Origin of the sequence: Luteimonas sp. MC1750 (genome assembly GCF_016615955.1) — a bacterium.
GTDB lineage: Bacteria > Pseudomonadota > Gammaproteobacteria > Xanthomonadales > Xanthomonadaceae > Luteimonas.
In genome coordinates this window covers 2,920,488-2,944,383 of sequence record NZ_CP067113.1, presented here as the reverse complement: position 1 = coordinate 2,944,383, position 23,896 = coordinate 2,920,488, and the positions used below count along the sequence as shown (strand labels likewise).

Here is a 23,896-nt window from a genome sequence, read left to right as displayed (position 1 = left end):
GCGCGGACCTGCACATCGACGTGCACGGCCGCGGCGCGCCGCTGGTGCTGCTGCACGGCTGGGCGATGCACGGCGGCGTGTTCGCACCGCTGGTGGCGCGGCTGGCGGACCGCTTCGAGCTGCATGTCGTCGACCTGCCAGGCCACGGCCGCAGCCGCGACAGCGCCGTCGCGCTCGAGCCGGACGCGGTGGTCGCGGCAGTGGCCGCGCGCGTGCCGGCCGCGCCCTGGCTCGGCTGGTCGCTCGGCGGCATGTTCGCGCTGCGCGCGGCGGCGCTGCGCCCGACGCAGGTGCCGGGACTGGTGATGCTGTGTTCGGCGCCGCGCTTCGTACGCGACGCTGCGCCGATCGCGGCTGTAGCCGCTCCTACAGCCCCGAGGCCAGCCGCGACCGCCACACCAGGCCATGCAACTGCAGGAGCGGCTACAGCCGCGATCGACGACAGGGGCAGATACGGCATGTCGCCGGAGATCTTCGCCAGCTTCGCCAAGGGCCTGCGCGACGACTATCACGGCACCCTGGAGCGCTTCATCGCGCTCGAAGCCTTCGGCTCGGACGACGCCCGCGGCGAGCTGCGCGCGCTGCGCGGCGAGGTCTTCGCGCGCGGCGAGCCGCCGGCCGCGGCGCTGGCGCAGGGGCTCGACCTGCTGCGCACCGTGGACCAGCGCTCCTTGCTGCCGGGACTCGCGGTGCCGAGCCTGTGGATCGCCGGCCGTCGCGACCGCGTGGTGGATCCGCGGGCGATGCGCGCCGCCGCCGCGGCCGCGCCGGGCGCACACGTCGTGCAGATCGAACGCGGCGCACACGCCCCCTTCCTCACCCACGCCGACGAGGTGGCCGCGGCCATCGCCGGCTTCCTCGCGCAGGCCCGCGCGGGCACGGCGCCGGGCGCCACGGAATCGACATGAACGACGTCTTCGACCACCGCCAGGTCCGCCGCGCTTTCTCGCGCGCGGCCGGCAGCTACAGCGCCGCCGCCGACCTGCAGCGCGAGATCGAATCGCGCCTGCTCGAATCGCTGGAATACCTCGGCGAGCAGTCGCCGGCGAGCATCGTCGACCTCGGCAGCGGCCCCGGGACCGCCGCGCTCGAGCTGCGACGGCGCTGGCCGAAGGCCCGCGTGGTCGCGATCGACCTCGCGCTGCCGATGCTGCGCCAAGTCGCGCCCAGGCGCGGCTGGAACCCGCTGCAGCGGCCCATCGACCGCATCTGCGCCGATGCCCGCGCGCTGCCCCTGGCCGACGACAGCGTCGACCTGATCTTCAGCAACCTCTGCCTGCAGTGGGTCGATGACCTCGACGCGCTGTTCGCCGGTTTCCGCCGCGTGCTGCGTCCGGGTGGCCTGCTGCTGTGCTCGACCTTCGGCCCCGACACCCTGCACGAACTGCGGACCGCGTTCGCCGGCGCCGACGCCGCGGCGCACGTCTCGCCCTTCCCGCCCATGGCCGCGTTCGGCGACGCGCTGATGCGCGCCGGGTTCCGCGATCCGGTGCTCGACCGCGACGTCGACGTGCATCGCCACCCCGACATGGCCGACCTCATGCGCGGCCTGCGCGCGCTGGGCGCGACCAATGCGCTCGCCACGCGGCGGCGTGCGCTGACCGGACGCGGGCGCTTCGCCGCCGCGCAGGCCGCCTACGAACCGTGGCGCGGCGAGGACGGCCTGCTGCCCGCCACCTGGGAAACCGTCACCGCGATGGCGTGGGCACCCGCGCACGGCCAGCCGATCCGCGAGGGCGGCGAGGACGTGGCGCGCTTCCCCGCATCCGGGATCCCGGTGCGCCGCCGCGGCGGCTGAGCCCGCCGGCAGCGGCACCCGCGCCGTGGCGCGCGGACACGCATGCGGCGCACCCGCGCCCGTGGCCAGCGTTCATCCTGCGGCGCAGGTCGCTGCATACACTCGCGCCATGCCGAACCTGCCGCCCCGAATCCAGTTCCGTCCCGCCATCGCGCGCTCCGGCCACGCCAGCCGCGCCACTGGCCTGCAGCACCGGCTGCGTCGCATGCTCGCGCTGCCGGCGCTCCTGCTCGCACTCGCGCCGGTGCTGTCGGCGGACGCCCAGCGCTACGACATCGACCTCTCCCAGCTCGATCCGTCCGCGGTGATGTCGCTCGGCGACGACGTGCTGCTGCGCGCGCCCGACCCGGCGATCGACCGCCTGTTCAAGGCCGTGCACGCCAGCTCCCGCTCGGACAGCGAATCCACCGCCCTGTGCACGCTGTTCGAGCCGGACGCCGCGCGCGACGTGGCGGCGTTCCAGCGCGCGGTCGATCGCCTGGGCGATGCCAGCCGCGAGCGCTTCGTGCTGGCCTTCACCGACATCGCGCTGACCGGGCTGCAGGGCCAGATGCAGCCCTACGATCCCGCGCATGCGCGCCAGGTGCTGAAGTCGGCCGCGGTCAGCGCGACCTTCCTGCACGAGGGGTTCATGCTCGGGCTCGCCTCCGAGGGGAGTGACGCGGCCAGCCGCGCCGCGCGCTGCCGCTCCTTCCGCTGGCTGGTGGGCGTGCTCGACGGCCTGCCACAGGCCGACCGCGCCGCGGCCACGCGCTGGCTGCTGCGCGAAGGATTGACCCTGGTGGGGCAGGCCGGCTGAGGGGGCGGCCGGCTCAGTCCGGCGAAACCACCAGGTCGCGGTGGAAGAAGTACACCTCGCGCGCGAGGAAGCGCCAGCGGGTGCGGAAGCTGCGGAAGCGCGTGCTGGGGGTCGGCGAGCCCACCGCGTCGATGCCGAGATGGCGGCACAGCCGCAGCGCGCGCGCCATGTGCAGCGGGTCGCTGACCACGATCACGCGCTGCAGGCCGTGGTCGGACAGCAGGTCGCGGCTGCGCGCGAGGTTCTGGTAGGTGGTACGCGACAGCGTCTCGATCAGGATCGCGTCCTCCGGCACGCCGGCGCGCAGCGCGAAGCTGCGCGCGACCTGCGACTCCGAGAAGCGCGCGCCGTCGCCGTAGCCGCCGGTGAACACCAGGGCGCCGGCGTAGCCGCGGTCGTAGAGTTCGATGCCATGGCGGATGCGCTCGGTGAACACCGGCGAGGGACGGGTGTCGTAGGCCGCCGCCCCCAGCACCACGATGGCGTCCGCCGGGCGGGCCTGGTCGCGTCCGCCGACATAGACGATCCATGCCGCGACGCCGGCCAGCCACAGCGCCAGCACCAGCAGGAGGCGCAGCGGCCAGCGCCACAGGCGCCGCGGCCGGGCGCCGCGGTGGCGACGCCGGCGCGTCACGCCGCCGCGGCCCAGGGCAGGGCGTCGAGGTCGACGTTGCCGCCGCTCAGTACCACGCCCACGCGCAGCCCGGCGAAGCGCTCCCGATACCCGAGTACCGCCGCCAGCGCGATCGCCGAGGACGGCTCGACCACCTGCTTCATGCGCTGCCAGATGAGGCGCATGGCCGAGACGGTGCTGGCGTCGTCGACCACCAGCACCTCGGCGCCGTGCGCGTGCAGGATCTCGAAGCCCGGCGCCCCGAGGGTGCCGCGCAAACCGTCGCAGATCGTGTCGGGGACGAACCCGGTGACCCGTTCGCCGCGGGCCAGCGAGTCGCGGGTCTCGGCCGCGCCGGCCGGCTCGGCCAGCACCAGTCGGCATCCGGGCGCGCGGGCCGCCAGCGCCAGGGCCGTGCCCGCGGCCAGTCCGCCGCCGCCCACCGGCACCACCAGGGCATCGAACGGGCCCGAGCTGGCCAGCAGTTCCAGCGCCGCCGTGCCCTGGCCGGCGATGACCGCGGGATCCGCGTACGGATGCACGAACACGGCGCCGGTCGCGTCGATGACGCCGGCGCAGGCGGCTTCACGCGCGGCGATCCCGGCATCGCAGTGGTGCAGGACCGCGCCGTAGCCGGCGATCGCCGCGAGCTTGCTGGTGACTGCGCCCCGCGGCGCCACCACCTGGCAGCCGATGCGCCGCGTGGTCGCGGCCAGCGCCAGCGCGGCGCCGTGGTTTCCGGAGGAGTGGGTGGCCACCCCCCGCCGCGCCTGCGCCTCGGACAGGGCCCAGACCGCGTTGCAGGCGCCGCGGAACTTGAACGCGCCGGCGCGCTGCAGGTGCTCGGCCTTGAACGCGAGGTGGCAACCGGCCAGCGCGTCGATGGCCGTGGAACGCAGCACCGGCGTGGGCTGCGTGTGGGGTGCGATCCGGGCGGCGGCGGCCAGGACGTCGTCGAAAGTGACGGCAGCGGGCATGCCGCCAGACTAGCGGACTTGCGGACGCGGTTCAGCTGCGTCCACCCTGCGGGTCCGGGGTTAAGCCGCAATTCAATGGCCTGGGCCGACCCTGTGATGGCAACCACACGGGGGAAGGCGACATGCGCAAGATCCTCATCGGCCTCGCCGCAGCCCTCCTGGCCGGTTGCGCGACGGGCTATGGCTACAGCGAGTACGGCGGCAGCTATGGCCGCGGCTACGGCGACTACTACCATGGCAGCGCTGCGCCCTACGGCCATTCCGGCTACTACGATCCGTACTACGGCGGCTATGGCTACGGCAGTTCCGGTTACTACCGCGGCTCGGGCTACTACGGCGGCCTCTACGGCGCGTGGGGCTCCCCGTGGTACGGCGGCTACCCCGGCTGGTACAGCCGTCCCGGATACCAGCACCGTCCGCCCTATCGTCCCCAGCCCGGCGGCCGGGACCGCCCCGATGTCCGCCCGCCGGTGAGCAGGGGGCCCGGATCCTCCAACCCGCGGATTCCGTCTTCGCTGGAGGAGTTCGAGCGGATACGGGACGCGCGGCGCGCGTCCCCGCGGCCGGGTGCCGCGTCCCCGCTGACGCGCGGCGTCGGTGAAGCGGCTCCGCCGCGCAGCCGCCTGCGCTCGCCCCAGGAGCTGCGTCGTCCGATGCCGCCGCTTCAGCGCAGCGCGCCGGTCCGGCAGCAGCCGACCCCGCCGCCGCGCAGTCGGGTGCGCGATGGCGGTGCCCTGCGCGCGCCTGCGGGATCGGACGCGCCGCTGCGCTCCGCGCCGTCGCCGCGGATGCGCACGATGCCGGCCCCGCGGGCCCAGACCGCGCCGCCGATGCGGCAGGCACCGAGGCAATCGGCCCCATCGCGGGCCTCGGCTCCCACCCGCGTGTCTCCGCAGCGGCTGCGCCGGCCGGCGACCGAGGAAGAGCGGTAACGCGACCGCCGTCGCGCAAATCGGCCTCGGGAACGCTTGCGCCGGCATCGCAGTCGTCGCAAGCTAGGCCGACTGACCGGTTGCGTCGCTTCCTGACGTAAACCGGGGTGACCAATGTCGACACCCGGCGGGGGAGCCCGGATCCCCCCTGTTCCGCTCCTGCCGGGTGTCGGCGCCTTACCCGGCATCGCGGGCCTCCAGGGCCCGCCGAAAAAAAACGGGGCCGAACGTCCCCCGACGTTCGGCCCCTTCGCTTCCCCGGGATGCGCTTGGCCAGCCCTGTTCCAATCTCCGGCCACGCCCCCCTAGGCGATTGCCATCCCGGGTGCGCCTGTATCGAATGCAGGATGCGTGCCAACTTCCCTCCGCCCGCCGCATCGACGCGGCCAAGCGCGATAATTGCGAAATGCATCACGACTTCCATCGCCACGACGTCATCGTGATCGGCGGCGGCCACGCCGGCACCGAAGCCGCGCTCGCCGCGGCGCGTGCCGGCGCGCGCACGCTGCTGCTCACGCACAGCATCGAGACCATCGGTGCGATGAGCTGCAATCCGGCGATCGGCGGCATCGGCAAGGGCCACCTGGTGCGCGAGATCGATGCGCTGGGTGGACTGATGGCGCGCGCCGCCGACGCGGCCGGCATCCAGTGGCGCCGGCTCAACGCGTCCAAGGGTCCGGCCGTGCGCGCGACGCGCTGCCAGGCCGACCGCGCGCTGTACCGCGCCTTCGTCCGCCACGCCGTGGAAGCGCAGCCGGGCCTCACGGTGTTCCAGGCCGCGGTCGACGACCTGGTGATCGAGGGCGGCACGGTGCGCGGTGCGATCACCCACACCGGACTGCGCTTCGATGCGCCGGCGGTGGTACTCACTGCGGGCACCTTCCTGGCCGGCCGCATCCACGTGGGCGAAGCGCAGCACGCGGGCGGGCGCATGGGGGATCCGCCCTCGACGCGGCTGGCCGAACGCCTGCGCGAAGGCCCCTTCGTCGTCGACCGCCTGAAGACCGGAACGCCGCCGCGCATCGACGGCCGCACGCTGGACTATTCGGTGATGGTCGAGCAGCCCGGCGACGACCCGCGTCCGGTGTTCTCGTTCATGGGCACGCGCGACGACCACCCGGCGCAGGTGTCGTGCTGGATCACCCAGACCACGGCGCGCACGCACGACATCATCCGCGCCGCGCTGCATCGCTCGCCGCTGTATTCCGGGCAGATCGAAGGCACCGGGCCGCGCTACTGCCCCTCGATCGAGGACAAGGTGGTGCGCTTCGCGGAGAAGGACAGCCACCAGGTGTTCGTCGAACCCGAAGGCCTCGGCGTGGCCGAGATCTATCCCAACGGCATCTCGACCTCGCTGCCATTCGACGTGCAGCTGGCGCTGGTGCGCTCGGTGCAGGGCTTCGAGCGCGCGCACATCACCCGCCCGGGCTACGCCATCGAATACGACTACTTCGATCCGCGCGGACTCAAGGCGACGCTGGAGACCAAGGCCGTCGCCGGGCTGTACTTCGCCGGCCAGATCAACGGCACCACCGGCTACGAAGAGGCCGCCGCGCAGGGACTGCTCGCCGGGGCGAACGCCGCGCGCGCCGTGCAGGGCCGCGAGGGCTGGGCGCCGCGCCGCGACCAGGCCTACCTGGGCGTGCTGGTCGACGACCTCATCACCCACGGCACCGTCGAGCCCTACCGCATGTTCACCAGCCGCGCCGAGTACCGGCTGCAGCTGCGCGAGGACAACGCCGACCTGCGGCTGACCCCCGTGGGCCGCGGGCTCGGCCTCGTCGAAGACGCGCGCTGGAGCGCGTTCGCGCGCAAGCGCGACGCGGTCGCCGTCGAAACGCAGCGCCTGGGCGCGCTGTGGGCCTCGCCGAACAACGCCACCGGGCGCGACGCCGCCGCCACCCTCGGCATCGACATCAGCCGCGAGTGCAGCGGACTCGACCTGCTGCGCCGCCCGGAGCTCGACTACGCGAAACTGGCGTCCGTGGCGTCGTTCGGCCCGGCGGTGGCGGATGCGGCGGTGGCCGAACAGGTCGAGATCGAGGCCAAGTACGCCGGCTACCTCGAACGCCAGCGCGAGGAGATCGCGCGCCAGCGACGCAGCGAGGACGCGCTGATCGGGGGGGGCTTCGACTATGCCACCGTGCGCGGCCTGTCCGCCGAGCTGCGGCAGAAGCTGGAGCAGGTCCGGCCGCAGACCGTCGGCCAGGCGCAGCGAATCCCCGGCATGACCCCGGCGGCGATCTCGCTGCTGCTGGTGCACCTGGAGCGCGCGCGGCGCATCGCCGCGGCCTGAGGCTCGACGTGGGATGCGGCCGCGCGCCGCTGGCGAGCATCCGCTCCCGGGCGGCCTGGCCGATGGCGCCGCCGCGGTCCGGGCGGCAAGCTGTCGCCATGGACCGTCTCCATCTTCCCTCCACCGACGCGCCGGCCGCCGGCAGCGAGCAGGCCGTGCTGCGTGCGTCGATCTTCGCGACCGTGCTGGTGGCGGCGCTGGGCATCGTCGCGGGCCTCGCGTCGGGCTCGTTCGCGATCGTCTTCGACGGCGTGTACTCGCTGTTCGACGCGCTGGCCAGCATGCTCGCCCTGCTGGTGGCCAACATGATCGCGGCCTATGGCGCCAGCGGCGAGCGCGGCGGTGAGCTCGAGGAGCGCTTCACCATGGGCGTCTGGCACCTCGAGCCGATGGTGCTGGGGGCGACCGGCCTGCTGCTGATCGGTTCCACCAGCTACGCGCTGATCAATGCCATCGGCAGCTTCCTGTCCGGCGGCCGCGAACTGCAGTTCGGCCAGGCGATCGCCTATGCCGTGGTCACCCTGGCGGTCAGCCTGGCGATGGCCGCGTACGGCCATCGCGCCAACCGGCGCCTGCGCTCGCCGCTGGTGCTGATCGACGTGCAGGCCTGGCTGATGTCGGCGGCGATCACCGCGGCGCTGCTGGTGGCCTTCGTCGTCGGCGTGGCGATCCAGGGCACGCGCTACGACTGGATGGTGCCCTACGTCGATCCGGCGGTGCTGGCCCTGGTGTGCCTGGTGATCCTGCCGCTGCCGCTGCGCACCGTGCGCGCGGCGCTGGCCGACGTGCTGATGGTGACGCCGCCGCTGCTGAAGCAGCACGTCGACGCGGTCGCGCGCGCCTTCGTCGAACGCGAAGGCTTCCTGTCGCACCGGGCCTACGTGGTGCGCAAGGGCCGTGGCCGGCATATCGAGGTGTTCTTCATCGTGCCGCGCGGGTGGCCGGCGCGCACCCTGGAAGCCTGGGACGAGCTGCGCGACGAGATCGGCGAGGCGATCGGAGAAGACAGCCCCGACCGCTGGCTCACCATCGCCTTCACCGCCGACCGCGAGTGGGCCTGAGGCCGCAGTCGCCGGCGGCGCCGGGATGGCGCTCCAGCCATTTCGCCAGCTGCTCGCGGTAATACTGCAGCTCGTCGGCGTAGCTGTCGTTCACGCAGGGGTCGCAGCCGCTGTCGCAGCAGTCGCTGGGCAGGGGCGCTTCGGGCGGGACCGGGCGCGGGTCGGCGTCCAGGAAGGTCAGGGGCAGGCGCTGGGACATGGCCCGCCATTGTCCCATCCCGGCGCTGCGCCTGCAGCCGCCGGGGCCGGGACTGCAGCCGCGAGGTGCGGCCCGGGCCCGTGCGGGCGCTTGCTACACTGCCGCGGAGACGTGAACAGGGGCACGTTGCGACCCGAATGCCAGGCGTGTCTTCCCGAATGTGCGCCGGCGTCGCGCCGCGGCTGCGCCGTGCGTGGGCGGTGCTGCTCGCCTGCGCGCTGTTGAGCCCGGCCGGCGCGGCCCTCGCGCTGGATCCGGGGCTGCCGCCCGAGCGCTACACGGTCACCCGCTGGAGCGCGGACGACGGCCTGCCGCACAGCCAGGTCCACGACATCGTCCAGACCGACGACGGCTTCCTCTGGATCGCCACCTGGGAAGGAACGGTGCGCTTCGACGGCCGCCAGTTCCGCGAGGTCGAAGCGCTCAACCACGCCGAAGGCCGCCGCCTGCCCTCGCGGCTGTTCTGGCGCGACGCCGATGGCAGCTTCCTGGCCGCCGTCGACCATCTCGGCCTGAGGCGGGTCCTCGCGGATGGCGCGGTGCGGCCGGCCTGCACCGGGTTCCCGCGGCTGGACGCGATGCGCGTGGCCGCGGGCCGCGATGGCCGGGCCTGGGTGGCGGCCCGCGACGGCCTGTACCGCGTCGGAGGCGAGGGCGACTGCATCCGGGTGGAGGGCGGTGCCAGCCTGGTGGCGCAGCCGGTGCTGGCCCTGGTCGCGCATCCGGACGGCAGCCTGTGGGTGGGCAACCGCCGCGGCCTGCACCGCTGGAACGGCGGCGAACTCGAGCCGCTGGGCGAACGCCTCGGCCTGCCGCGTGGCGAGGTCCGGGTGCTCGAGACGACCCGCGAAGGCGACATCTGGGTCGGCGGCGACGCCGGGGCCTGGCGCTACCGCCAGGGCCGGCTGGAGCGCCATCGCAGCGAACGCGTCGAGGGCCTGCTCGAGGACCGCCAGGGCGCGGTCTGGGTGGCCGCCACCGAGTCCAGGATGCTGCGGTTCTGGAAGGGGCGCTGGCAGGCGCTGGACGCCCGCCACGGCGTGGAGGGCTACGCCACCGGGGCGCTGTACGAAGGTCGAGAGGGGCTGGTCTGGTTCGGGACCACCCACGGGCTGTTCCGGGTCTCGGATGGCCCGGTCTGGGGCGTCGGACGCCAGCACGGCCTGCCCACCGACTACATCCGCAGCCTGCTGCAGACGCGCGACGGGCAGGTGTGGATCGGTCACTCCGGCGGCCTGAGCCGGATGCGCGGCGCCGACATCGAAGAGGTCTATCCGAAGCAGGGCCAGCCGCGCGGCTCGGTGCTGTCGCTGGCGCGCGCCGCCGACGGCGGCGTCTGGGCCGGCACCTACAACCGCGGCGTGCTCCACGTGGGCGCGGGCCCGGCGGCCCCGGTGCGCGCGCTGGGCGGGGTCGACGGCCGCCTGGCCACCGAGCAGGTCCGCGTGCTGGCCGAGGACGCGCAGGGCACGCTGTGGATCGGCACCGAGCGCGGGCTGATGGCCTGGCGCCGTGGCGTGCTCGAGGTCGAACCGCTGCCAGGGCTGCCGGCGCTGCCGGTGCGCGCGCTGCACTGGACCGGCAACGGGCGGATGTGGGTCGGGTTCCTCGGAGGGCTGGCACGGGTCGAACCCGACGGCCGCGTCGAGGTGCTGCAGGCCGAACGCGACTACCCCGCGCTGTCGGCGCTCGACTTCCTGCCCGCGTCCGGCGGTGGCCTGTGGATCGCCAGCGACCGTGGGCTGCTGCGCCACGATGCCGCGGGTTTCCGCCTGTACGGCCGCGAGCAGGGGCTGTCGGGCAGCACGGTGTTCCGGATCCTCGGCGACGACTTCGACAACCTCTGGATCAGCGGCAACGACGGCGTCACCCGGATCCCGCTCGCCGCCTTCGACGCCGTCGACCAGGGCCGCAGCGCGCGCCTGGACCTGCAGGGCTTCACCCGCGACGACGGCATGCCCAGCCGCCAGGCCAACGGCGGCAGCGCGCCCGCGGGATGGCGCATGCACGACGGCGAACTGTGGCTGCCGACCGCGCGCGGGATCGCGGTCTTCGATCCACGGCGGGTCATGGATGCGCTGGACGGCGTCGTCTCGCTGGTGGTCGACGACCTGGTGGTCGACGGTGCGCCGCTCGCGCCCGGCCAGCTGCAGGCGCTGCCCGCGGGCGCGCGCCTGGGCATCGGCTTCACCGGCATCAGCCTGCGCAACCCGGGAGGCCTGCGCTACCGCTACCGCATGCACGGCCTCGACGCCGGATGGATCGAGGCCGCGCACGCCGGCGAGGTCACCTACACCAACCTGCCGCCCGGCCCGTTGGGCTTCGAGCTGCAGGTGGCGCGCGCGCCGGTGGACTGGTCGCGCCCGGCCGGCACCGCCCGGCTGGAGCTCGAGGTCGCGGCGCCCTGGTGGTCGCGGCCGGACGCGCGTGCGGCGATGGTGGCGGGCCTGCTGCTGCTGTTCGCCGGGATCCACCAGTGGCTCGGGCGCCACCAGCGTGCGCGCCAGCGGCGGTTGGAGACGCGCGTGGCCCAGCGCACCGAGGAGCTGCGCGAGAAGAACCGCCAGCTCGAGGACGCCTCGCGCCAGCGCGAGCTGCTGATGGAGCAGCTCGCGCACCAGGCCAGCCACGACCCGCTGACCGGCCTGCCCAACCGCCGCGCCAGCGACCAGGACCTGGCCGCGGCGATCGGCCAGTCGGAAGCCGGCGGTGCGCCGATGTGCGTGGCGATCATCGACATCGACCGCTTCAAGGACATCAACGACCGCCATGGCCACCTCGCCGGCGATCGCGTGCTGGCGCGCGTGGCAGGGCAGCTGCACGCATCGCTGCAGTATCCGGCGGCCTTCATCGGCCGCACCGGCGGCGAGGAGTTCACCGTGGTGATCCGCGGCACCCGGCTGCAGGACGCGGTGCTGCGGCTGGAGCGCGCGCGGCGCGACGTGGCCGCGCTGCGCATCGCGCCCGATGGCGAGGTGCTGGCCTGCACGATCAGCATCGGCGTGGCCGAGCGCGCACGCGGCGAAGGCGCCGACGCCCTGCTGCGGCGCGCCGACCGCGCGCTGTACGACGCCAAGCAGCGCGGGCGCGACCGCGTCGTCGCGGTCTGAGGTCCGGTTCCGTCCCGCGTGTGGCGGGGACGGGACCGCCGGATCAGCCGCCCTTGGCGCGGGCGAAGGCGTCGGCCAACGCGCTGTTGGCCGGCGCGGCCGCCGGGCGCACGGAGCCGCCGCCACCACCGCGCGGCGCGGCGCCGCCGGCCGGACGCGAACCGCCGCCGCGGTGCCCCTGGCCAGCCCGCTCGCCCCTCGGACCGGCGTCGCGGCGCGCGTCCTGGCGCTGCTCGCGCGGCGCCGGGGCATCGTCCAGGCGCCGCGTCAGCGCGATGCGCTTGCGGGCCACGTCGACCTCCAGCACTTTCACCCGGACGATGTCGCCGGCCTTGACCACCTCGCGCGGATCCTTGACGTAGCGATCCGACAGCGCCGAGATGTGGACCAGGCCGTCCTGGTGCACGCCGATGTCGACGAAGGCGCCGAAGGCCGCGACGTTGCTCACCACGCCCTCCAGGATCATCCCTTCGCGCAGGTCCTTGATGTCCTCGACCCCGTCGGCGAACTTCGCCGCCTTGAACTCGGGGCGCGGATCGCGGCCGGGCTTCTCCAGCTCGGCGAGGATGTCGCGCACGGTCGGCTCGCCGAAGCGCGCGTCGACGTAGTCGCGCGGCTTCAACGTGCGCACGAAACCGCCGTCGCCGACCAGCGCCTGGATCGGCTTGCCGGTGGCGGCGACGATGCGCTCGACCACCGGATAGGCTTCCGGGTGCACGGCCGATGCGTCCAGCGGCTCGTCGCCATCGGCGATGCGCAGGAAGCCGGCGCACTGCTCGAAGGTCTTCTCGCCCAGGCGCGGCACCTTCAGCAGGTCCTTCCGGCGCTTGAACGGCCCATTGGCGTCGCGGTGCGCGACGATGTTCGCCGCCACCGTGGACGACAGGCCGGACACGCGCGAGAGCAGCGCGCCCGAGGCGGTGTTGACGTGCACGCCGACCGCGTTGACGCAGTCCTCGACCCGCGCATCCAGCGCGCGGGCGAGCCTGAACTGGTCGACGTCGTGCTGGTACTGGCCCACGCCGATCGCCTTGGGCTCGATCTTCACCAGCTCGGCCAGCGGGTCCTGCAGCCGCCGCGCGATCGACACCGCGCCGCGGATCGAGACGTCGAGGTCCGGGAATTCCCTCGCCGCGGTTTCCGAGGCCGAGTACACCGAAGCACCCGCCTCGCTGACCACGATCTTCTGCATCGCCAGCGCAGGGACGCGCTTCAGCAGGTCGCCGGCCAACCGGTCGGTCTCGCGCGAGGCGGTGCCGTTGCCGATCGCGACCAGCTGCACGCCATGCGCGGTGCACAGCTTCTCCAGGCTGGCCAGCGACTGGTCCCATTGCCGGCGCGGCTCGTGCGGGTAGATCGTGTCGGTGGCCACCAGCTTGCCGGTGGCGTCGACCACCGCGACCTTGACCCCGGTGCGCAGGCCCGGGTCGAGGCCGAGCACGGCTTTCGGGCCCGCCGGCGCGGCCAGCAGCAGGTCCTGCAGGTTGTCGCCGAACACCGCGATCGCCTCGGCCTCGGCCTTTTCGCGCGCCTGCGAGAACAGGTCGAGCATCAGGTGCAGCTGCAGCTTGGCCCGCCAGGCCAGGCGGCAGGCATTGAGCAGCCAGGCGTCGGCGGGCCGGCCGGAGGCGCGGATGCCCGCGCGCAGCGCGATCCGGCCCTCCGCATAGGCATTGCCGGCCTCGACGTCGGCGCCCGGCTCCAGTTCGAGCGCCAGGAACTCCTCGCGGCGGCCGCGGAACAGCGCCAGCAGGCGGTGCGAGGGAATCTTCGCCAGCGGCTCGGCGTGGTCGAAGTAGTCCTGGAACTTCTCGCCCGCGGCCTCCTTGCCCTCGACCACCTTCGAGCGGATCACGCCGCGCTCGGCGAGCCATTCGCGCAGTTCGCCGATCAGCGCGGCGTCCTCGCCCCAGCGCTCGAGCAGGATCGCGCGCGCGCCGTCCAGCGCGGCCTTGGCATCGGCCACGCCCCGGTCCGCGTCGACGTAGCGCAGGGCGAGCTCCTCGGGCACCTGCGTCGGGTCGGCCAGCAGCCCGTCGGCCAGCGGCTCAAGCCCCGCCTCGCGCGCGATCTGGGCGCGGGTGCGGCGCTTCTGCTTGTAGGGCAGGTACAGGTCTTCCAGCCGCGACTTGCTGTCGGCGGCCTCGATGTCGGCGCGCAGGTCGTCGCTCAGCTTGCCCTGCTCGTCGACGCTGGCGAGGATCGCGGCGCGGCGGTCCTCGAGCTCCCGCAGGTAGGACAGGCGCGCTTCGAGGTCGCGCAGCTGGGTGTCGTCCAGGCCGCCGGTGACCTCCTTGCGGTAGCGGGCGATGAAGGGAACGGTCGCGCCCTCGTCGAGCAGGCCGACGGCCGATTCGACCTGGCTGCGCTGGGCGCCGATCTCGGCGGCGATGGTCTGGGCGATCTTGCGCGCGAGCGCGGTGGACACTTCGGACATCGGGAGGCGGTCGTCATGCGGCGCTGGGCGCGGAACCGCCGATTGTCCCCCCGCATGCCGGCGCGCGGTACCCGTTGACAGCGCGGACCGCGCGGGCCACGCGCAGGCGGCAGAGGTGGTGGACAGGGTCGCTGCCACGGTACGCTCGGGCCATGCGCACCGCCATCCTCGCCCTTGCCGTGCTGGGCCTCGTCGCCGGCTGCGGCGACGACGCACCGGCGCCCGCCGCCGATGTCCCGTCCAGCACCGCCATCGCCGATCCCGCGCTCGAGCGCGTGGTCGCCGGGTGGCCGCTGCCGGCCATGCTGCCCGGCTCCGCCCTGCCCGACCTGGTGGCGGTCGACGGCGACCGGCTGCTGCTGTCGTGGATCAACTCGCAGCCCGGACGCCGGCACATCTTCCAGTTCTCCAGCTACGACCTCGCCGGCGCGCGCTGGGAGACCGCGCCGGCCACGATCGCGGTCGGCAACAGCATGTTCGTGAACTGGGCCGACACCCCGCACATCATGGCCACCGCCGACGGCGCGCTGTGGGCGCACTGGCTGCAGAAGAACGGCGATGCGCCCGCCGCCTACGACGTGGTGCTGGCGGTCTCGCGCGACGGCGGCCGCCGCTGGAGCGAGCCGGTGCGCCCGCACGCCGACGGCACCCGGACCGAACATGGTTTCGTCTCGATGTGGCCGCAGCCGCAGGACGGCCTGGGCATCGCCTGGCTCGACGGTCGCAACACCGCCGGTGCGCACGCGGCTGGCGGCGTCGGGGCGGACGGCGCGATGACCCTGCGCGCCACGAGCTTCGACGCCGGATTGCGCGGCGGCGCCGAGGTCGAGATCGACGCCAGCGTCTGCGACTGCTGCCAGACCAGCGCCGCGGTGACCGCGCGCGGGCCGCTGCTGGTCTACCGCGGGCGCACGGCGGGCGAAGTGCGCGACATCCTCGCCACCCGCCTCGACGGCGACGCGTGGACGCCGCCGAAGCCGGTGCATGCCGATGGCTGGGAAATGGCGGCGTGCCCGGTGAACGGCCCGGCCGTCGCCGCGCACGGCGAGGCCGCCGTGGTCGGCTGGTACACCGCCGCCTCCGGCGAGCCCGAGGTGCGCGTGGCGCACAGCGCGGATGCCGGGGACAGCTTCGCCGCTCCCGTGGTGCTCGACGCCGGCGATGCGGTGCATGGTCGAGTCGCCGTCGCGCTGGACCCGGCGCAGGCCTGGATCCTGTGGCTGCGCGAGGACGGCGAAGGCCAGTCGCTGTGGCTGTCGCGGCGCTCGCCCGACCTGGCCACCGAATACCAGCGCCTCGAGGTCGCACGGCTGGCGGGCCGTGGCCGCGGCACCGGTTTCCCGCAGCTGGCGGTGGCCGGCGGCGTGGCGCACGTGGTCTGGACCGACGCCGTGGACGGCGTCGCCAGCCTGCACGGCGCGCGCATCGTTCCGCGCTGACGCCGGTGGGCGCGGCGCGGCGACCGCCAGGCCGCCGCCGCGCGATCAGCGCTCGTGGCGGTAGTTGATCGAGCCGCGGCTTTCCAGCGAGCTCGACTCGATCTCGACGTCGAAGCCCTTGCGCAGCAGGTACTTCAGGGTCAGCACCTGGCCGCTGCCGAGCAGCGACACGCCGAAGCCGACGTACAGCCGCGGCGACAGCTGCTTGCCGATGCCGAACACGCTGCCGCCCAGGGTGCGCGACTCCATCACCCCGGCGTCGTCCAGGCCGATGCGCTTGCCGATCTGCCCGGCCAGCAGGCTGCCACCGGCGTTGAGCGCGGCCGAGGCGGCGTCGAGGTCGCTGGCCTGGCGACCGCTCAGGCTGGAAAGCGGGCGGCCAAGGGCGAGCAGCGCGAGCGCTTCGGACTCGTCGCTGGAGGGATCGGTCCACACCTGCGCGCGCGGCGCCGAGGCGCGCCCGCTGACATCGATGCCCGCGGTCACGTCGCCGACGCGGCGTTCGGCGCGGATGTCCAGCAGCGGATCCGACACCGGCGTGTTCGACCACGACAGGCGCCCGCGGGTGATCGCCAGCTCCTGGCCATAGGCCTCGTAGCGGCCGCCGACCTCGAGCAGGCCATGGCCGGTCATTTCGCGGCCCGCACGCGAGACCACGCGCAGCTCGCCGGTGAGCGCACCCTCGAGGCCAAAACCATTCATGCTGACGTCGTCGCCCATCGCCAGCGTCAGGTCGAGCTCCATCGGCAGCGACGGGCCTTCCTCGGGATCCACCGGATCGAGCACGACCACGTCGGGCGACGCGGACACGCCGTCGCTCAGGCGCTCCAGGTCCATGCGCGCGCTGGGCACCAGCACCCGACCGGTCACCTGCAAGGGGAGACCGGCGGCGTAGCGCACCTCGATGTCGGGGCTGGCCACGGCGCGCAGGTCGCGGGTGTCGGATACCAGCACGTCGCGACCGCTCACGCGCAGCTGCAGCGGCGCGCCTTCGCTGCGCCAGCCCAGGCTGCCGTCGATCGCCAGGCGGCCGTCGCCGCCGGTGCCGAGGCTGCCGCTGATGCGCGCGTTGCCGTCGGGCAGGGCGTCGAGCCGCGCCTGGCCGTCGACGATCGCGATCGCGAGCGCGGGCAGTTCGGCGGCGAAGTCCGACAGCGTCGCGTAGCCGCCCAGCGCCGGTGCCGCGCGGGTGCCCGACAGGGCGACGTCCGCGTCCAGCCGTCCGGTGGGCGAGACGATATCGGGGGAGAACAGCTCCAGCCAGGTCAGCTCGCTGGTCGCGGCGGTGAGCTGGCCCTCGAGCGGCGCGTACGCGTCCCAGCCGGTGCGCAGGCGCGCGGTGATGCGGCCATTGCCGTTGAAGCCCAGGCCCAGGCTGGCGTCGATGCGGTTGGCGTCGAACACCGCCTCCAGCGCCAGGCCGCTGTAGGACAGCACGTCGCGGCGTGAGCGCGCGCTGGTGCGCAGGGCGCCGTTGCCGGACGCGACGTTGACGTGGCCCTGCCAGGCGTTGCCGGCGGGACGCAGGCGGGCGTCGATGTCGAGGCTGCCGTCGAGGAACCAGGGCCGGCCGCTGTCCTGCGTCGGCAGGTAGGGCCCGACGAGGGCCAGCGGCAGCGCCTGGCCGTCGATCGCCAGCCCCTGCCGCGGCCAGTCGGCGCTCGCACAGAGCCGGCCACCGACGTCGGAGGCGAGGCAGGCCGGAGCAAGGGTGAAGCCGCCGCCAGCGGTCTGCGCGACGTTCGCCGCCGAGCCCAGCTGCCAGCTGGCGCCGAGCGCCGGTGCGGCCTGCAGGCTGTCGAGGGTGCCGCGCCACAGGCCGTTGGCGCGACGCGCGCTGCCCGAGAGCGACGCCGTGCCGATCCCGCCGGCCGCGCGCGCGTCCAGCCGGAGGTCTTCCACCGCCCCCCGTGCCTGCACTGACAGCGTGTCCAGCGCGATGCCGGCCTGGATCCCGGCCGCATCCACGTCCAGCGTGCCGCCGCCGCCGCGCCAGGGCAGGTGGCCGCGCAGCTGCAGGCGGTCGGCGGTGTAGTCGGCGTAGCGCAGGCCGCTGCCGGCAAGGTCGGCGCGGACATCCGGGCTGTCGCGCCCGCCGGCCACGGTCACCTGGCCCTCGATCCGGCCGGCCGCGCCGGGCAGAAGGTCGTCCAGGCGCAGCGGGGCCAGCGACGCCTGGATGTCGAGCCGGTCGTCGACGCGGCCGCTGGCGTCGATGCGGCTCTGGCCCACGCTCAGCGCCGCCTCGCCCTCGAACGCGGCGACACCGGTCCCGCCGGGCGCCGCGCCGCGCATGGCGAAGCCCGCGCGTCCGCCCAGCCGCCGCCCGCGCAGCTGACCGCCCAGCGCGTCGGCGTCGACGCGCAGGTCGAGGCCGCCGTCGTCGCGGGTGCTGCCGGTGGTGGCGAGGCGGCCATCGATGGCGCCGTCGAAGCCCGGTGCGAAGTAGCCGGGGTCGAAGCCGGTCAGGGCCGCGGTGAAGTCCCAGCCCAGCGCCGGCGCCCAGGCCACGTGCCCGCTGCCCTCGAGGCGGCCGGTGGGGGTGCGCGCCACCAGGGTGCCGATGTCCAGGCGCTGCTGGTCGCCGCGGCCCTTCAGCTCCACCTCGGCGATCTCGCCGTCGCGTTCCAGGCTCGCCTGGCCGACGACCGCCCAGCGCGCGGCAGTTCCGGCGATTCCCAGGTCGGCGTCGGCGCGGATCGTCGCGGCCGGATCGGGCGTCGGGGCCGGCGTGGCCGCGGCACCGGCGTCCGGGGTGGGCGACCAGCTCACGCCGCGTGCCACCACCGCATAGCGCAGGTCGGCGGCCTTCGGATCGCGGAAGTCGCCGCGGCCGGTGACGGTGACCCGGCCGTCGAGCACGTCGACCACCAGCGGATCGAACTCCAGCACCTGCTCGTCGAGGCTCGCGACCGAGGGCTGGATGGTCGCGCGCAGGTCGCCGTAGGCGAGGTCGCCCTGCAGCTCGGCCCGTCCGCCGGTGCCGCGGGCGGCGAGGTCGAAGGCCACCGGGGTGCCCGGCTCGCCCAGGCCCGCGAGCAGCGCCGGGTCCAGCGCCTCGCTCACTGCGCTGAAGCTCCACTCGGGCGCACCCGCGCCGCGCAGGCCCAGCGCCACGCGCACCGGGGCCGGCGCGTGTCCGGAAAGCGCGACGTCGAGCGCCGACACGTCGCCGCGCGCCACCAGGCCCAGGCGTGGCCGGGTGCTGCCGGCCGGCGCGGGCAGCAGGGCGGAGACGGTGAGGTCCATCCGGTAGTCGTCGGCCGGGGCGTACTCGCCATCGGCGAGCAGGTCGCCGCGGTCGCTGTGCACCATCATCTGGCGCAGCCGCAGCAGGCCGCTCCGGGCTTCCACGCCGCCGCGCACGTCGGCGATGTCGATCAGCGGCTCGCCGCCGCGCAGCACGCGGAAGCCGTCGATCTCGATGGTGTCGGCCTGCAGGCCCAGCGGCGGCTCGATCTGCGGCAGCACTTCGGGCCAGCGCGGCAGCGAGAAGGGCTCGCCGTCGTCGGACGGCGGCAGCTCCAGCAGCGCGCCCTCCACCTGGGCGGCGTCGAGCCGCAGCGTGCGGCCCAGCAGCGGACGCAGCGCCGGGTCGAGCGTGATCCGCCTGGCGCTGAAGCGCAGCGTGTTGGGCGCGGCGCACTGGCCGTAGGGCACCGGCTGGTCATCGACCTCCGGGCAGACCAGCTGCTGGAAGACCACGTCGTGCAGCGTCAGCGGGCCGGAAGCCGGGCCCTCGGCCGCGCGCCACTCCAGCGTGGTGCCGGCCGGCAGGCGCGACACCACCTGCGACAGCAGGAAGTCGCGGCCGCCGAGCGTGCCCAGCAGCCACCAGCCGGCCACCAGCACCAGCGCCACCAGCGCCGTGGTGCCGATAGCGCTGCGCAGTGCCAGCGTGCGCATGCGTGCCTTGCGGCGCGCGCGCAGCTCGCGGATCCGCGCCTCGCGCTCCTCGGGGCTGACCTCGGGCGGGACCGACGCGCGCGCCATCACAGGCTGGTGCCGATGTTGAGGTGCAGGGTGAAGGGGGAATCCGGATCGTCCAGGCCGCGCGCGACGTCCAGGCGCAGCGGACCCACCGGCGTCTGCCAGCGCAGGCCGACGCCAACGCCGGTCCGCAGCTCCGGCGAGCCGCCGAACGCGCTGCCGGTGTCGACGAAGGCGGCCATGCCCCAGGGACCGCCGCCGAAGTAGTGCTCGTACTCGGCGCTCGCGGTGACCACGTGGCGCGCGCCCAGCGCGAAGCCCTCGTCGTCGGCGTCGACCACGCGCGGGCCGACCTCGCGCCATTCGTAGCCGCGGATGCTGCCGTCGCCGCCGGCGTAGAAGCGCAGGCTTGGCGGCATGTCGACCAGCGCATCGGTTTCGGTGCGGCCGTACTCCCCGCGCAGGATCAGCCGGTCGCTCTCGCCGAAGCCCAGGTACCAGTGCGCGCGCGCGTGGAACTGGAAGAACGTGGCTTCCGAGCCCGCGCCCTCGACCCCGCCGCGCAGCTGCAGGCTGCCGCTGTAGCCGGCGCGCGGGAACAGGGTGTCGTCGAGGTCGACGTAGGTCGCGCGCAGCGACGGATAGGTGAAGGTCGCATAGCGGTAGACCGGCGGCGTGGTCGGATCGCCGTCGTTCTCGTACTCGTAGGCCCAGCGCTCGCGCAGCGCGTGCACCGAGGCCAGGAGGTTGAGGTTGCGGTTGTACTGGCCGCTGCGGCTGGCGGCGAACTCGACGCGGCGGGTATCGATGTAGTCGGTCTGCTCGTCGGCGGCCTGCAGTCCGACCGTGTACCAGCCGTCGAGCCAGCGGAAGGCCGGGATCCGGTACTGCAGCGACAGCGTCTTGCGCCGGCTTGCATAGTCCAGCTGCCACAGCGCCTTGTGCCCGCGCCGGTTGACGTAGCGGCGCTCCTGCCCGAGCCGGATGCCGGCGCCGCTGTCGGTGCCGTAGCTGAGGCCGGCGGTATAGACGTCGCGCTTGGCGGGCGTGAGGCTGACGTCCACCGGCACCTCGCCGTCAACGGCGTCTTCCGGGCGCGGCGTGATGTCGATGCGGCTGAAGTAGTCCAGGCGGCTGAGCGAGGTGCGCAGGCGATCCAGGCGGCCCTGGTGGTAGTACTCGCCCTCGTCCCAGTAGACCAGGCGCTCGAGCAGGGCGTTGTCGACCACTTCGGTGGGCGACTGAACGAAGCGGGTCGGCCCCATGTCGTAGCGCTCGCCGCTGGTCCACACCAGCTCGATGTCGGCGGCCTGCTCGGCGCGGGTCACCGCCACGCGGCGCGCGCTGAAGTCGGCGTCGAAATACCCGCGCTCGGCCAGCCGGCGGCTGATCCGGGTCTTGCTGGACTCGTAGGACGGGTGGTCGAGGATCGAGCCCTCGCGCGGGATGAAGTCGTCCAGCTCCTCCTGCAGGTAGCGGTCGTCGTGGCCCTCGCCGATGATCGCGATGTCGGCGCGGCGCACGCGCACCGGTTCGCCGGGTTCGACCGTCACCACCACGGCCACCGGCGCCTGGGCATCGCCCGCGGCGCGGCTGGCGCCGGCCTCGCGCACCGCCTGCGCGGTGGCTGCGGCGCTGTCCGAGGCCTCCTGTTCCTCCTGTGCCGCGGTGTCGAGCACCACCCGGCGCTCGCCGCCGCGCACGCGCTCGACCACGATCCGCGGGGAGTAGTAGCCGAAGGGCTCGAGTGCCTCGCGGGTCTCGTCGCCGGCCGCGCGCATCATGTAGGCGAGCCGGCGCCAGGTGACGTCGCTGCCGATGGCATCGACCAGCGACAGCGAGGTGCGCACGTTCTCCTCCATCTCCTCGTCGAGCCCCACGATCTCGACCGAGGACACGCTGGCGGCGTGGGCGCTGCCGATGACGGCGCTGCCGGCGATGGCGAAGAGGACGGCGGCGACAGCGGCGCGGTGGGGCGTGGGCATTCGGGGAGGATACCGGTGGGGTGTCGACGGACCCTTAACGCAGGGTCCTTCGGATGCACTGGAATGCCTGTCGTCCCTGGACCCGCCCCCGCTGATCGGAACTGCAGGAGCCGCTACAGCGGCGATCGGGTTACCGGAGCATTCGATCGCCGCTATAGCGGCTCCTACAGGAGCACGGCGTGGTGCACGGGGGATCCGGAGGCTTCAGGCCGACAGCTGGCCGAGTTCCGCCACTGCGCCGAGGCGCTTCGCCAGCCGCTGGAGCAGGGCGAGGCGGTTGTTGCGCAGCGCCGGATCTTCGGCATTCACCATCACCGCGTCGAAGAAGGCATCGACCTCGGGCCGCAGGCGCGCCAGGCGCGCGAGCGCCGCCACGTAGTCGCCGCGATCCAGCGCCGGACCCGCCTCGGACCAGGCCGCCTCGACCGCGGTCGACAGCGCCCGTTCGGCGGGCTCGACCAGCAGCGCGGTATCGACGTCCTCGGCCACCACGCCGTCCGCCTTGCGCAGGATGTTGCGAATGCGCTTGTCGGCGGCGGCCAGCGCCTCGGCCTCGGGCAGCTTCGCGAAACTGGCGATTGCCGCGATGCGCTGGTCGAAATCCGCCAGCGACGCCGGACGCAGTGCGGCGACGGCACTGAAGTGCTGCGTCGGCACGCCGCGGTCGGCGTAATACCCGCGCAGGCGGTCGAGGACGAAGTCGTAGAGCTCGGTGGCCAGCGTGCGCGCGGCGTCACCCTGCGGGCGCGCGGCCTCGGGCAGCGCGGCGATGGCGGCGGCGAGGGTGGCGGGCAGGTCGAGCTCGAGCCCGCCTTCGATGATCGTCCGCGCAAGTCCGAGCGCGGCGCGGCGCAGCGCGAAGGGGTCCTTGTTGCCGGTGGGCCTGAGCCCCGCGGCAAAGCCGCCGGCCAGCGTGTCGACGCGCTCGGCCACCGCGAGCAGCCGGCCCAGCGGCGACGGCGCGATCGCGTCGCCCGCGCCGCGCGGCTGCCAGGCTTCGTCGAGCGCGTTCGCCAGCGCCTCGCGATCCTCGCGCGCCAGCCCGGCCAGGGCGGGATCCTGGATCGCGTAGTAGCGGCCGGCGATGCCCTGCAGCTCGGGGAACTCGTTGACCATGCGCGACTGCAGGTCGGCCTTCGACAGCAGCGCCGCCTCGCGGGCCAGCGCCGGAGCCACGCCGACGGCGGGCGCCAGCGCTTCGGCCAGCTTCGCCACGCGCGCGGCCTTGTCGGCCACGCTGCCGAGCTTCGCCTGGTAGGTCACGCCGGCGAGGCCGGCGTTCATCCCCGTCAGTCCCTGCTTCATGTCCTCGACGAAGAAGAACCTGGCGTCGGCGAAGCGCGGGCGGATCACGCGCTCGTAGCCCTTGCGCACTTCGGTCTCGTCGCGCGGCACGACGTTGGCCACGCCGATGAAGCGCTCGGACAGCCGGCCCTCGGCGTCGAGCACCGGGAAGAACTTCTGGTTGGCCTCCATGGTCGCCACCAGCGCCTCCTGCGGGACCGCGAGGAACTCGGGCTCGAACGAGCAGGCGACGGCATGCGGCCATTCCACCAGGCATTCCACCTGGGCGAGGTTGCCGGGTTCGATGCGCGCCACGCCGCCGCCGGCGGTCGCCGCGGCCTGCACGCCTTCGACGATCGCGTCGCGCCGCTCCTCGGGATCGACCAGCACCCTGGCGGCGCGCAGGCCGTCGACGTAGTCGGCGGGCGTGCCGATCCAGACCGGCCGGTCGTGCATGAAGCGGTGGCCGCGGCTCATGCGGTCGGACGCGATGCCGAAGGCGCTCGCGGGCACGACCTCGTCGCCCAGCAGCACCACCAGCCAGTGCGCCGGCCGGGCGAAGGCGTGCGCGTGCGCGCCCCAGCGCATCGGCTTGGGGATCGGCATCGCCGCGATCGCTTCGTCCAGCACCGCCTGCAGCAGGTCGCGGGTGGCCGCGCCCGGCGTGACCGAGCGGTGCACGAAGCGCTCGCCCTTCTGGTCGCGGGTGCGTTCAAGCGACGTCCACTCGACGCCGGCCTTCTGCGCGAAGCCCTGCAGTGCGCGCGTCGGCTGGCCGTCGCCGTCGAGGGCGATGTTGAGGTAGGGCCCGAGGACCTCCGAGGACTGCTCGGGCTGGGCGACGGCCACGCCATCGAGCAGCACCGTGAGCCGGCGCGGGGTGTACAGCGGACGCGCGCCATCGGCGAAGGCCACGCCGCGGCGCGACAGTGCATCGCGCACGCCGTCGAGGAAGGCGCGGGCCAGGCCGGGCAGCGCGTTGACGGGCAGCTCGTCGGTGCCCAGTTCGATCAGGAGCGGTGCGGTATCGGTCATC

General features: G+C 74.1%; 15 protein-coding genes. 8 read left to right on the top strand and 7 right to left on the bottom strand.

Annotated features, from left to right (window positions below; all coding sequences use genetic code 11):
* Positions 1–8: 8 nt before the first annotated feature.
* The 3 genes from JGR68_RS13765 to JGR68_RS13755 all read left to right on the top strand — a co-directional run bounded on the left by JGR68_RS13765 (position 9) and on the right by JGR68_RS13755 (position 2,597).
* Positions 9–908, top strand: a complete 900-nt coding sequence (locus JGR68_RS13765) for an alpha/beta fold hydrolase (protein ID WP_199362676.1) — start codon at positions 9–11, stop codon at positions 906–908.
* Positions 905–1,798: a malonyl-ACP O-methyltransferase BioC gene (gene bioC / locus JGR68_RS13760; protein WP_199362578.1), complete on the top strand. Its 894-nt coding sequence runs from the start codon at positions 905–907 to the stop codon at positions 1,796–1,798. Before JGR68_RS13765 ends, bioC begins: the two co-directional genes overlap by 4 nt.
* Before the next feature lie 109 nt (positions 1,799–1,907).
* Complete coding sequence (locus tag JGR68_RS13755; RefSeq protein WP_199362577.1) at positions 1,908–2,597, top strand: hypothetical protein; 690 nt, start codon at positions 1,908–1,910, stop codon at positions 2,595–2,597.
* A 13-nt stretch (positions 2,598–2,610) separates the two neighbouring features.
* On the opposite strand, the gene JGR68_RS13750 is transcribed toward JGR68_RS13755, so the two are convergent.
* The gene (locus JGR68_RS13750) at positions 2,611–3,246 is read right to left on the bottom strand and encodes a YdcF family protein (protein WP_199362675.1); all 636 of its coding nucleotides are present in this window, start codon (positions 3,244–3,246) and stop codon (positions 2,611–2,613) included.
* Entirely contained in the window at positions 3,228–4,187 is a 960-nt protein-coding gene (locus tag JGR68_RS13745; protein WP_199362576.1) for a pyridoxal-phosphate dependent enzyme, read from the bottom strand. Before JGR68_RS13745 ends, JGR68_RS13750 begins: the two co-directional genes overlap by 19 nt.
* Positions 4,188–4,309: 122 nt before the next feature.
* On the opposite strand from JGR68_RS13745, the gene JGR68_RS13740 reads away from it, so the two are divergent.
* From JGR68_RS13740 to JGR68_RS13730, 3 genes are all read left to right on the top strand, one after another.
* The gene (locus tag JGR68_RS13740) at positions 4,310–5,119 is read left to right on the top strand and encodes a hypothetical protein (protein WP_199362575.1); all 810 of its coding nucleotides are present in this window, start codon (positions 4,310–4,312) and stop codon (positions 5,117–5,119) included.
* Between the two features lie 406 nt (positions 5,120–5,525).
* A complete protein-coding gene (mnmG, locus tag JGR68_RS13735) occupies positions 5,526–7,415 on the top strand; it encodes a tRNA uridine-5-carboxymethylaminomethyl(34) synthesis enzyme MnmG (protein WP_199362574.1) in 1,890 nt (629 codons plus the stop codon).
* A 98-nt stretch (positions 7,416–7,513) separates the two neighbouring features.
* Positions 7,514–8,476 (top strand): cation transporter, encoded by a 963-nt coding sequence (locus tag JGR68_RS13730; protein WP_234446529.1) that lies wholly within the window; start codon positions 7,514–7,516, stop codon positions 8,474–8,476.
* Here the strand turns inward: JGR68_RS13730 and JGR68_RS13725 are convergent.
* Entirely contained in the window at positions 8,451–8,675 is a 225-nt protein-coding gene (locus JGR68_RS13725) for an oxidoreductase-like domain-containing protein (protein ID WP_199362572.1), read from the bottom strand. The two genes, JGR68_RS13730 and JGR68_RS13725, sit on opposite strands and share 26 nt — an antisense overlap.
* Positions 8,676–8,833: 158 nt before the next feature.
* Here JGR68_RS13725 and JGR68_RS13720 point away from each other — a divergent pair, with 158 nt between their 5' ends.
* Complete coding sequence (locus JGR68_RS13720) at positions 8,834–11,785, top strand: ligand-binding sensor domain-containing diguanylate cyclase (RefSeq protein WP_200672702.1); 2,952 nt, start codon at positions 8,834–8,836, stop codon at positions 11,783–11,785.
* Between the two features lie 43 nt (positions 11,786–11,828).
* On the opposite strand, the gene JGR68_RS13715 is transcribed toward JGR68_RS13720, so the two are convergent.
* On the bottom strand, positions 11,829–14,222 hold the full coding sequence (locus tag JGR68_RS13715) for a Tex family protein (RefSeq protein ID WP_199362570.1): 2,394 nt from the start codon (positions 14,220–14,222) through the stop codon (positions 11,829–11,831).
* A gap of 152 nt (positions 14,223–14,374) precedes the next feature.
* Here JGR68_RS13715 and JGR68_RS13710 point away from each other — a divergent pair, with 152 nt between their 5' ends.
* Positions 14,375–15,661: a sialidase family protein gene (locus JGR68_RS13710; RefSeq protein WP_199362569.1), complete on the top strand. Its 1,287-nt coding sequence runs from the start codon at positions 14,375–14,377 to the stop codon at positions 15,659–15,661.
* 45 nt (positions 15,662–15,706) lie between these two features.
* Here JGR68_RS13710 and JGR68_RS13705 read toward each other — a convergent pair whose 3' ends face one another.
* From JGR68_RS13705 to glyS, 3 genes are all read right to left on the bottom strand, one after another.
* Positions 15,707–19,654 (bottom strand): translocation/assembly module TamB domain-containing protein, encoded by a 3,948-nt coding sequence (locus JGR68_RS13705; protein ID WP_199362568.1) that lies wholly within the window; start codon positions 19,652–19,654, stop codon positions 15,707–15,709.
* Positions 19,654–21,576 carry an outer membrane protein assembly factor gene (locus tag JGR68_RS13700; protein WP_234446528.1) on the bottom strand — a complete coding sequence of 641 codons (1,923 nt, stop codon included), beginning with the start codon at positions 21,574–21,576 and terminating at the stop codon, positions 19,654–19,656. The genes JGR68_RS13705 and JGR68_RS13700 overlap by 1 nt, the downstream gene beginning before the upstream one ends.
* A gap of 204 nt (positions 21,577–21,780) precedes the next feature.
* Entirely contained in the window at positions 21,781–23,895 is a 2,115-nt protein-coding gene (gene glyS, locus JGR68_RS13695) for a glycine--tRNA ligase subunit beta (RefSeq protein ID WP_199362567.1), read from the bottom strand.
* Position 23,896: the final 1 nt, after the last annotated feature.

What these genes read in the sequence shown, in the direction of transcription:
- JGR68_RS13745 (WP_199362576.1), bottom strand. Translation starts at nt 4,187, where the DNA reads ATGCCCGCTGCCGTCACTTTCGACGACGTCCTGGCCGCCGCCGCCCGG.
- JGR68_RS13730 (WP_234446529.1), top strand. Translation starts at nt 7,514, where the DNA reads ATGGACCGTCTCCATCTTCCCTCCACCGACGCGCCGGCCGCCGGCAGC.
- JGR68_RS13740 (WP_199362575.1), top strand. Translation starts at nt 4,310, where the DNA reads ATGCGCAAGATCCTCATCGGCCTCGCCGCAGCCCTCCTGGCCGGTTGC.
- glyS (WP_199362567.1), bottom strand. Translation starts at nt 23,895, where the DNA reads ATGACCGATACCGCACCGCTCCTGATCGAACTGGGCACCGACGAGCTG.
- mnmG (WP_199362574.1), top strand. Translation starts at nt 5,526, where the DNA reads ATGCATCACGACTTCCATCGCCACGACGTCATCGTGATCGGCGGCGGC.
- JGR68_RS13720 (WP_200672702.1), top strand. Translation starts at nt 8,834, where the DNA reads ATGTGCGCCGGCGTCGCGCCGCGGCTGCGCCGTGCGTGGGCGGTGCTG.
- bioC (WP_199362578.1), top strand. Translation starts at nt 905, where the DNA reads ATGAACGACGTCTTCGACCACCGCCAGGTCCGCCGCGCTTTCTCGCGC.
- JGR68_RS13710 (WP_199362569.1), top strand. Translation starts at nt 14,375, where the DNA reads ATGCGCACCGCCATCCTCGCCCTTGCCGTGCTGGGCCTCGTCGCCGGC.
- JGR68_RS13725 (WP_199362572.1), bottom strand. Translation starts at nt 8,675, where the DNA reads ATGTCCCAGCGCCTGCCCCTGACCTTCCTGGACGCCGACCCGCGCCCG.
- JGR68_RS13715 (WP_199362570.1), bottom strand. Translation starts at nt 14,222, where the DNA reads ATGTCCGAAGTGTCCACCGCGCTCGCGCGCAAGATCGCCCAGACCATC.
- JGR68_RS13705 (WP_199362568.1), bottom strand. Translation starts at nt 19,654, where the DNA reads ATGGCGCGCGCGTCGGTCCCGCCCGAGGTCAGCCCCGAGGAGCGCGAG.
- JGR68_RS13700 (WP_234446528.1), bottom strand. Translation starts at nt 21,576, where the DNA reads ATGCCCACGCCCCACCGCGCCGCTGTCGCCGCCGTCCTCTTCGCCATC.
- JGR68_RS13755 (WP_199362577.1), top strand. Translation starts at nt 1,908, where the DNA reads ATGCCGAACCTGCCGCCCCGAATCCAGTTCCGTCCCGCCATCGCGCGC.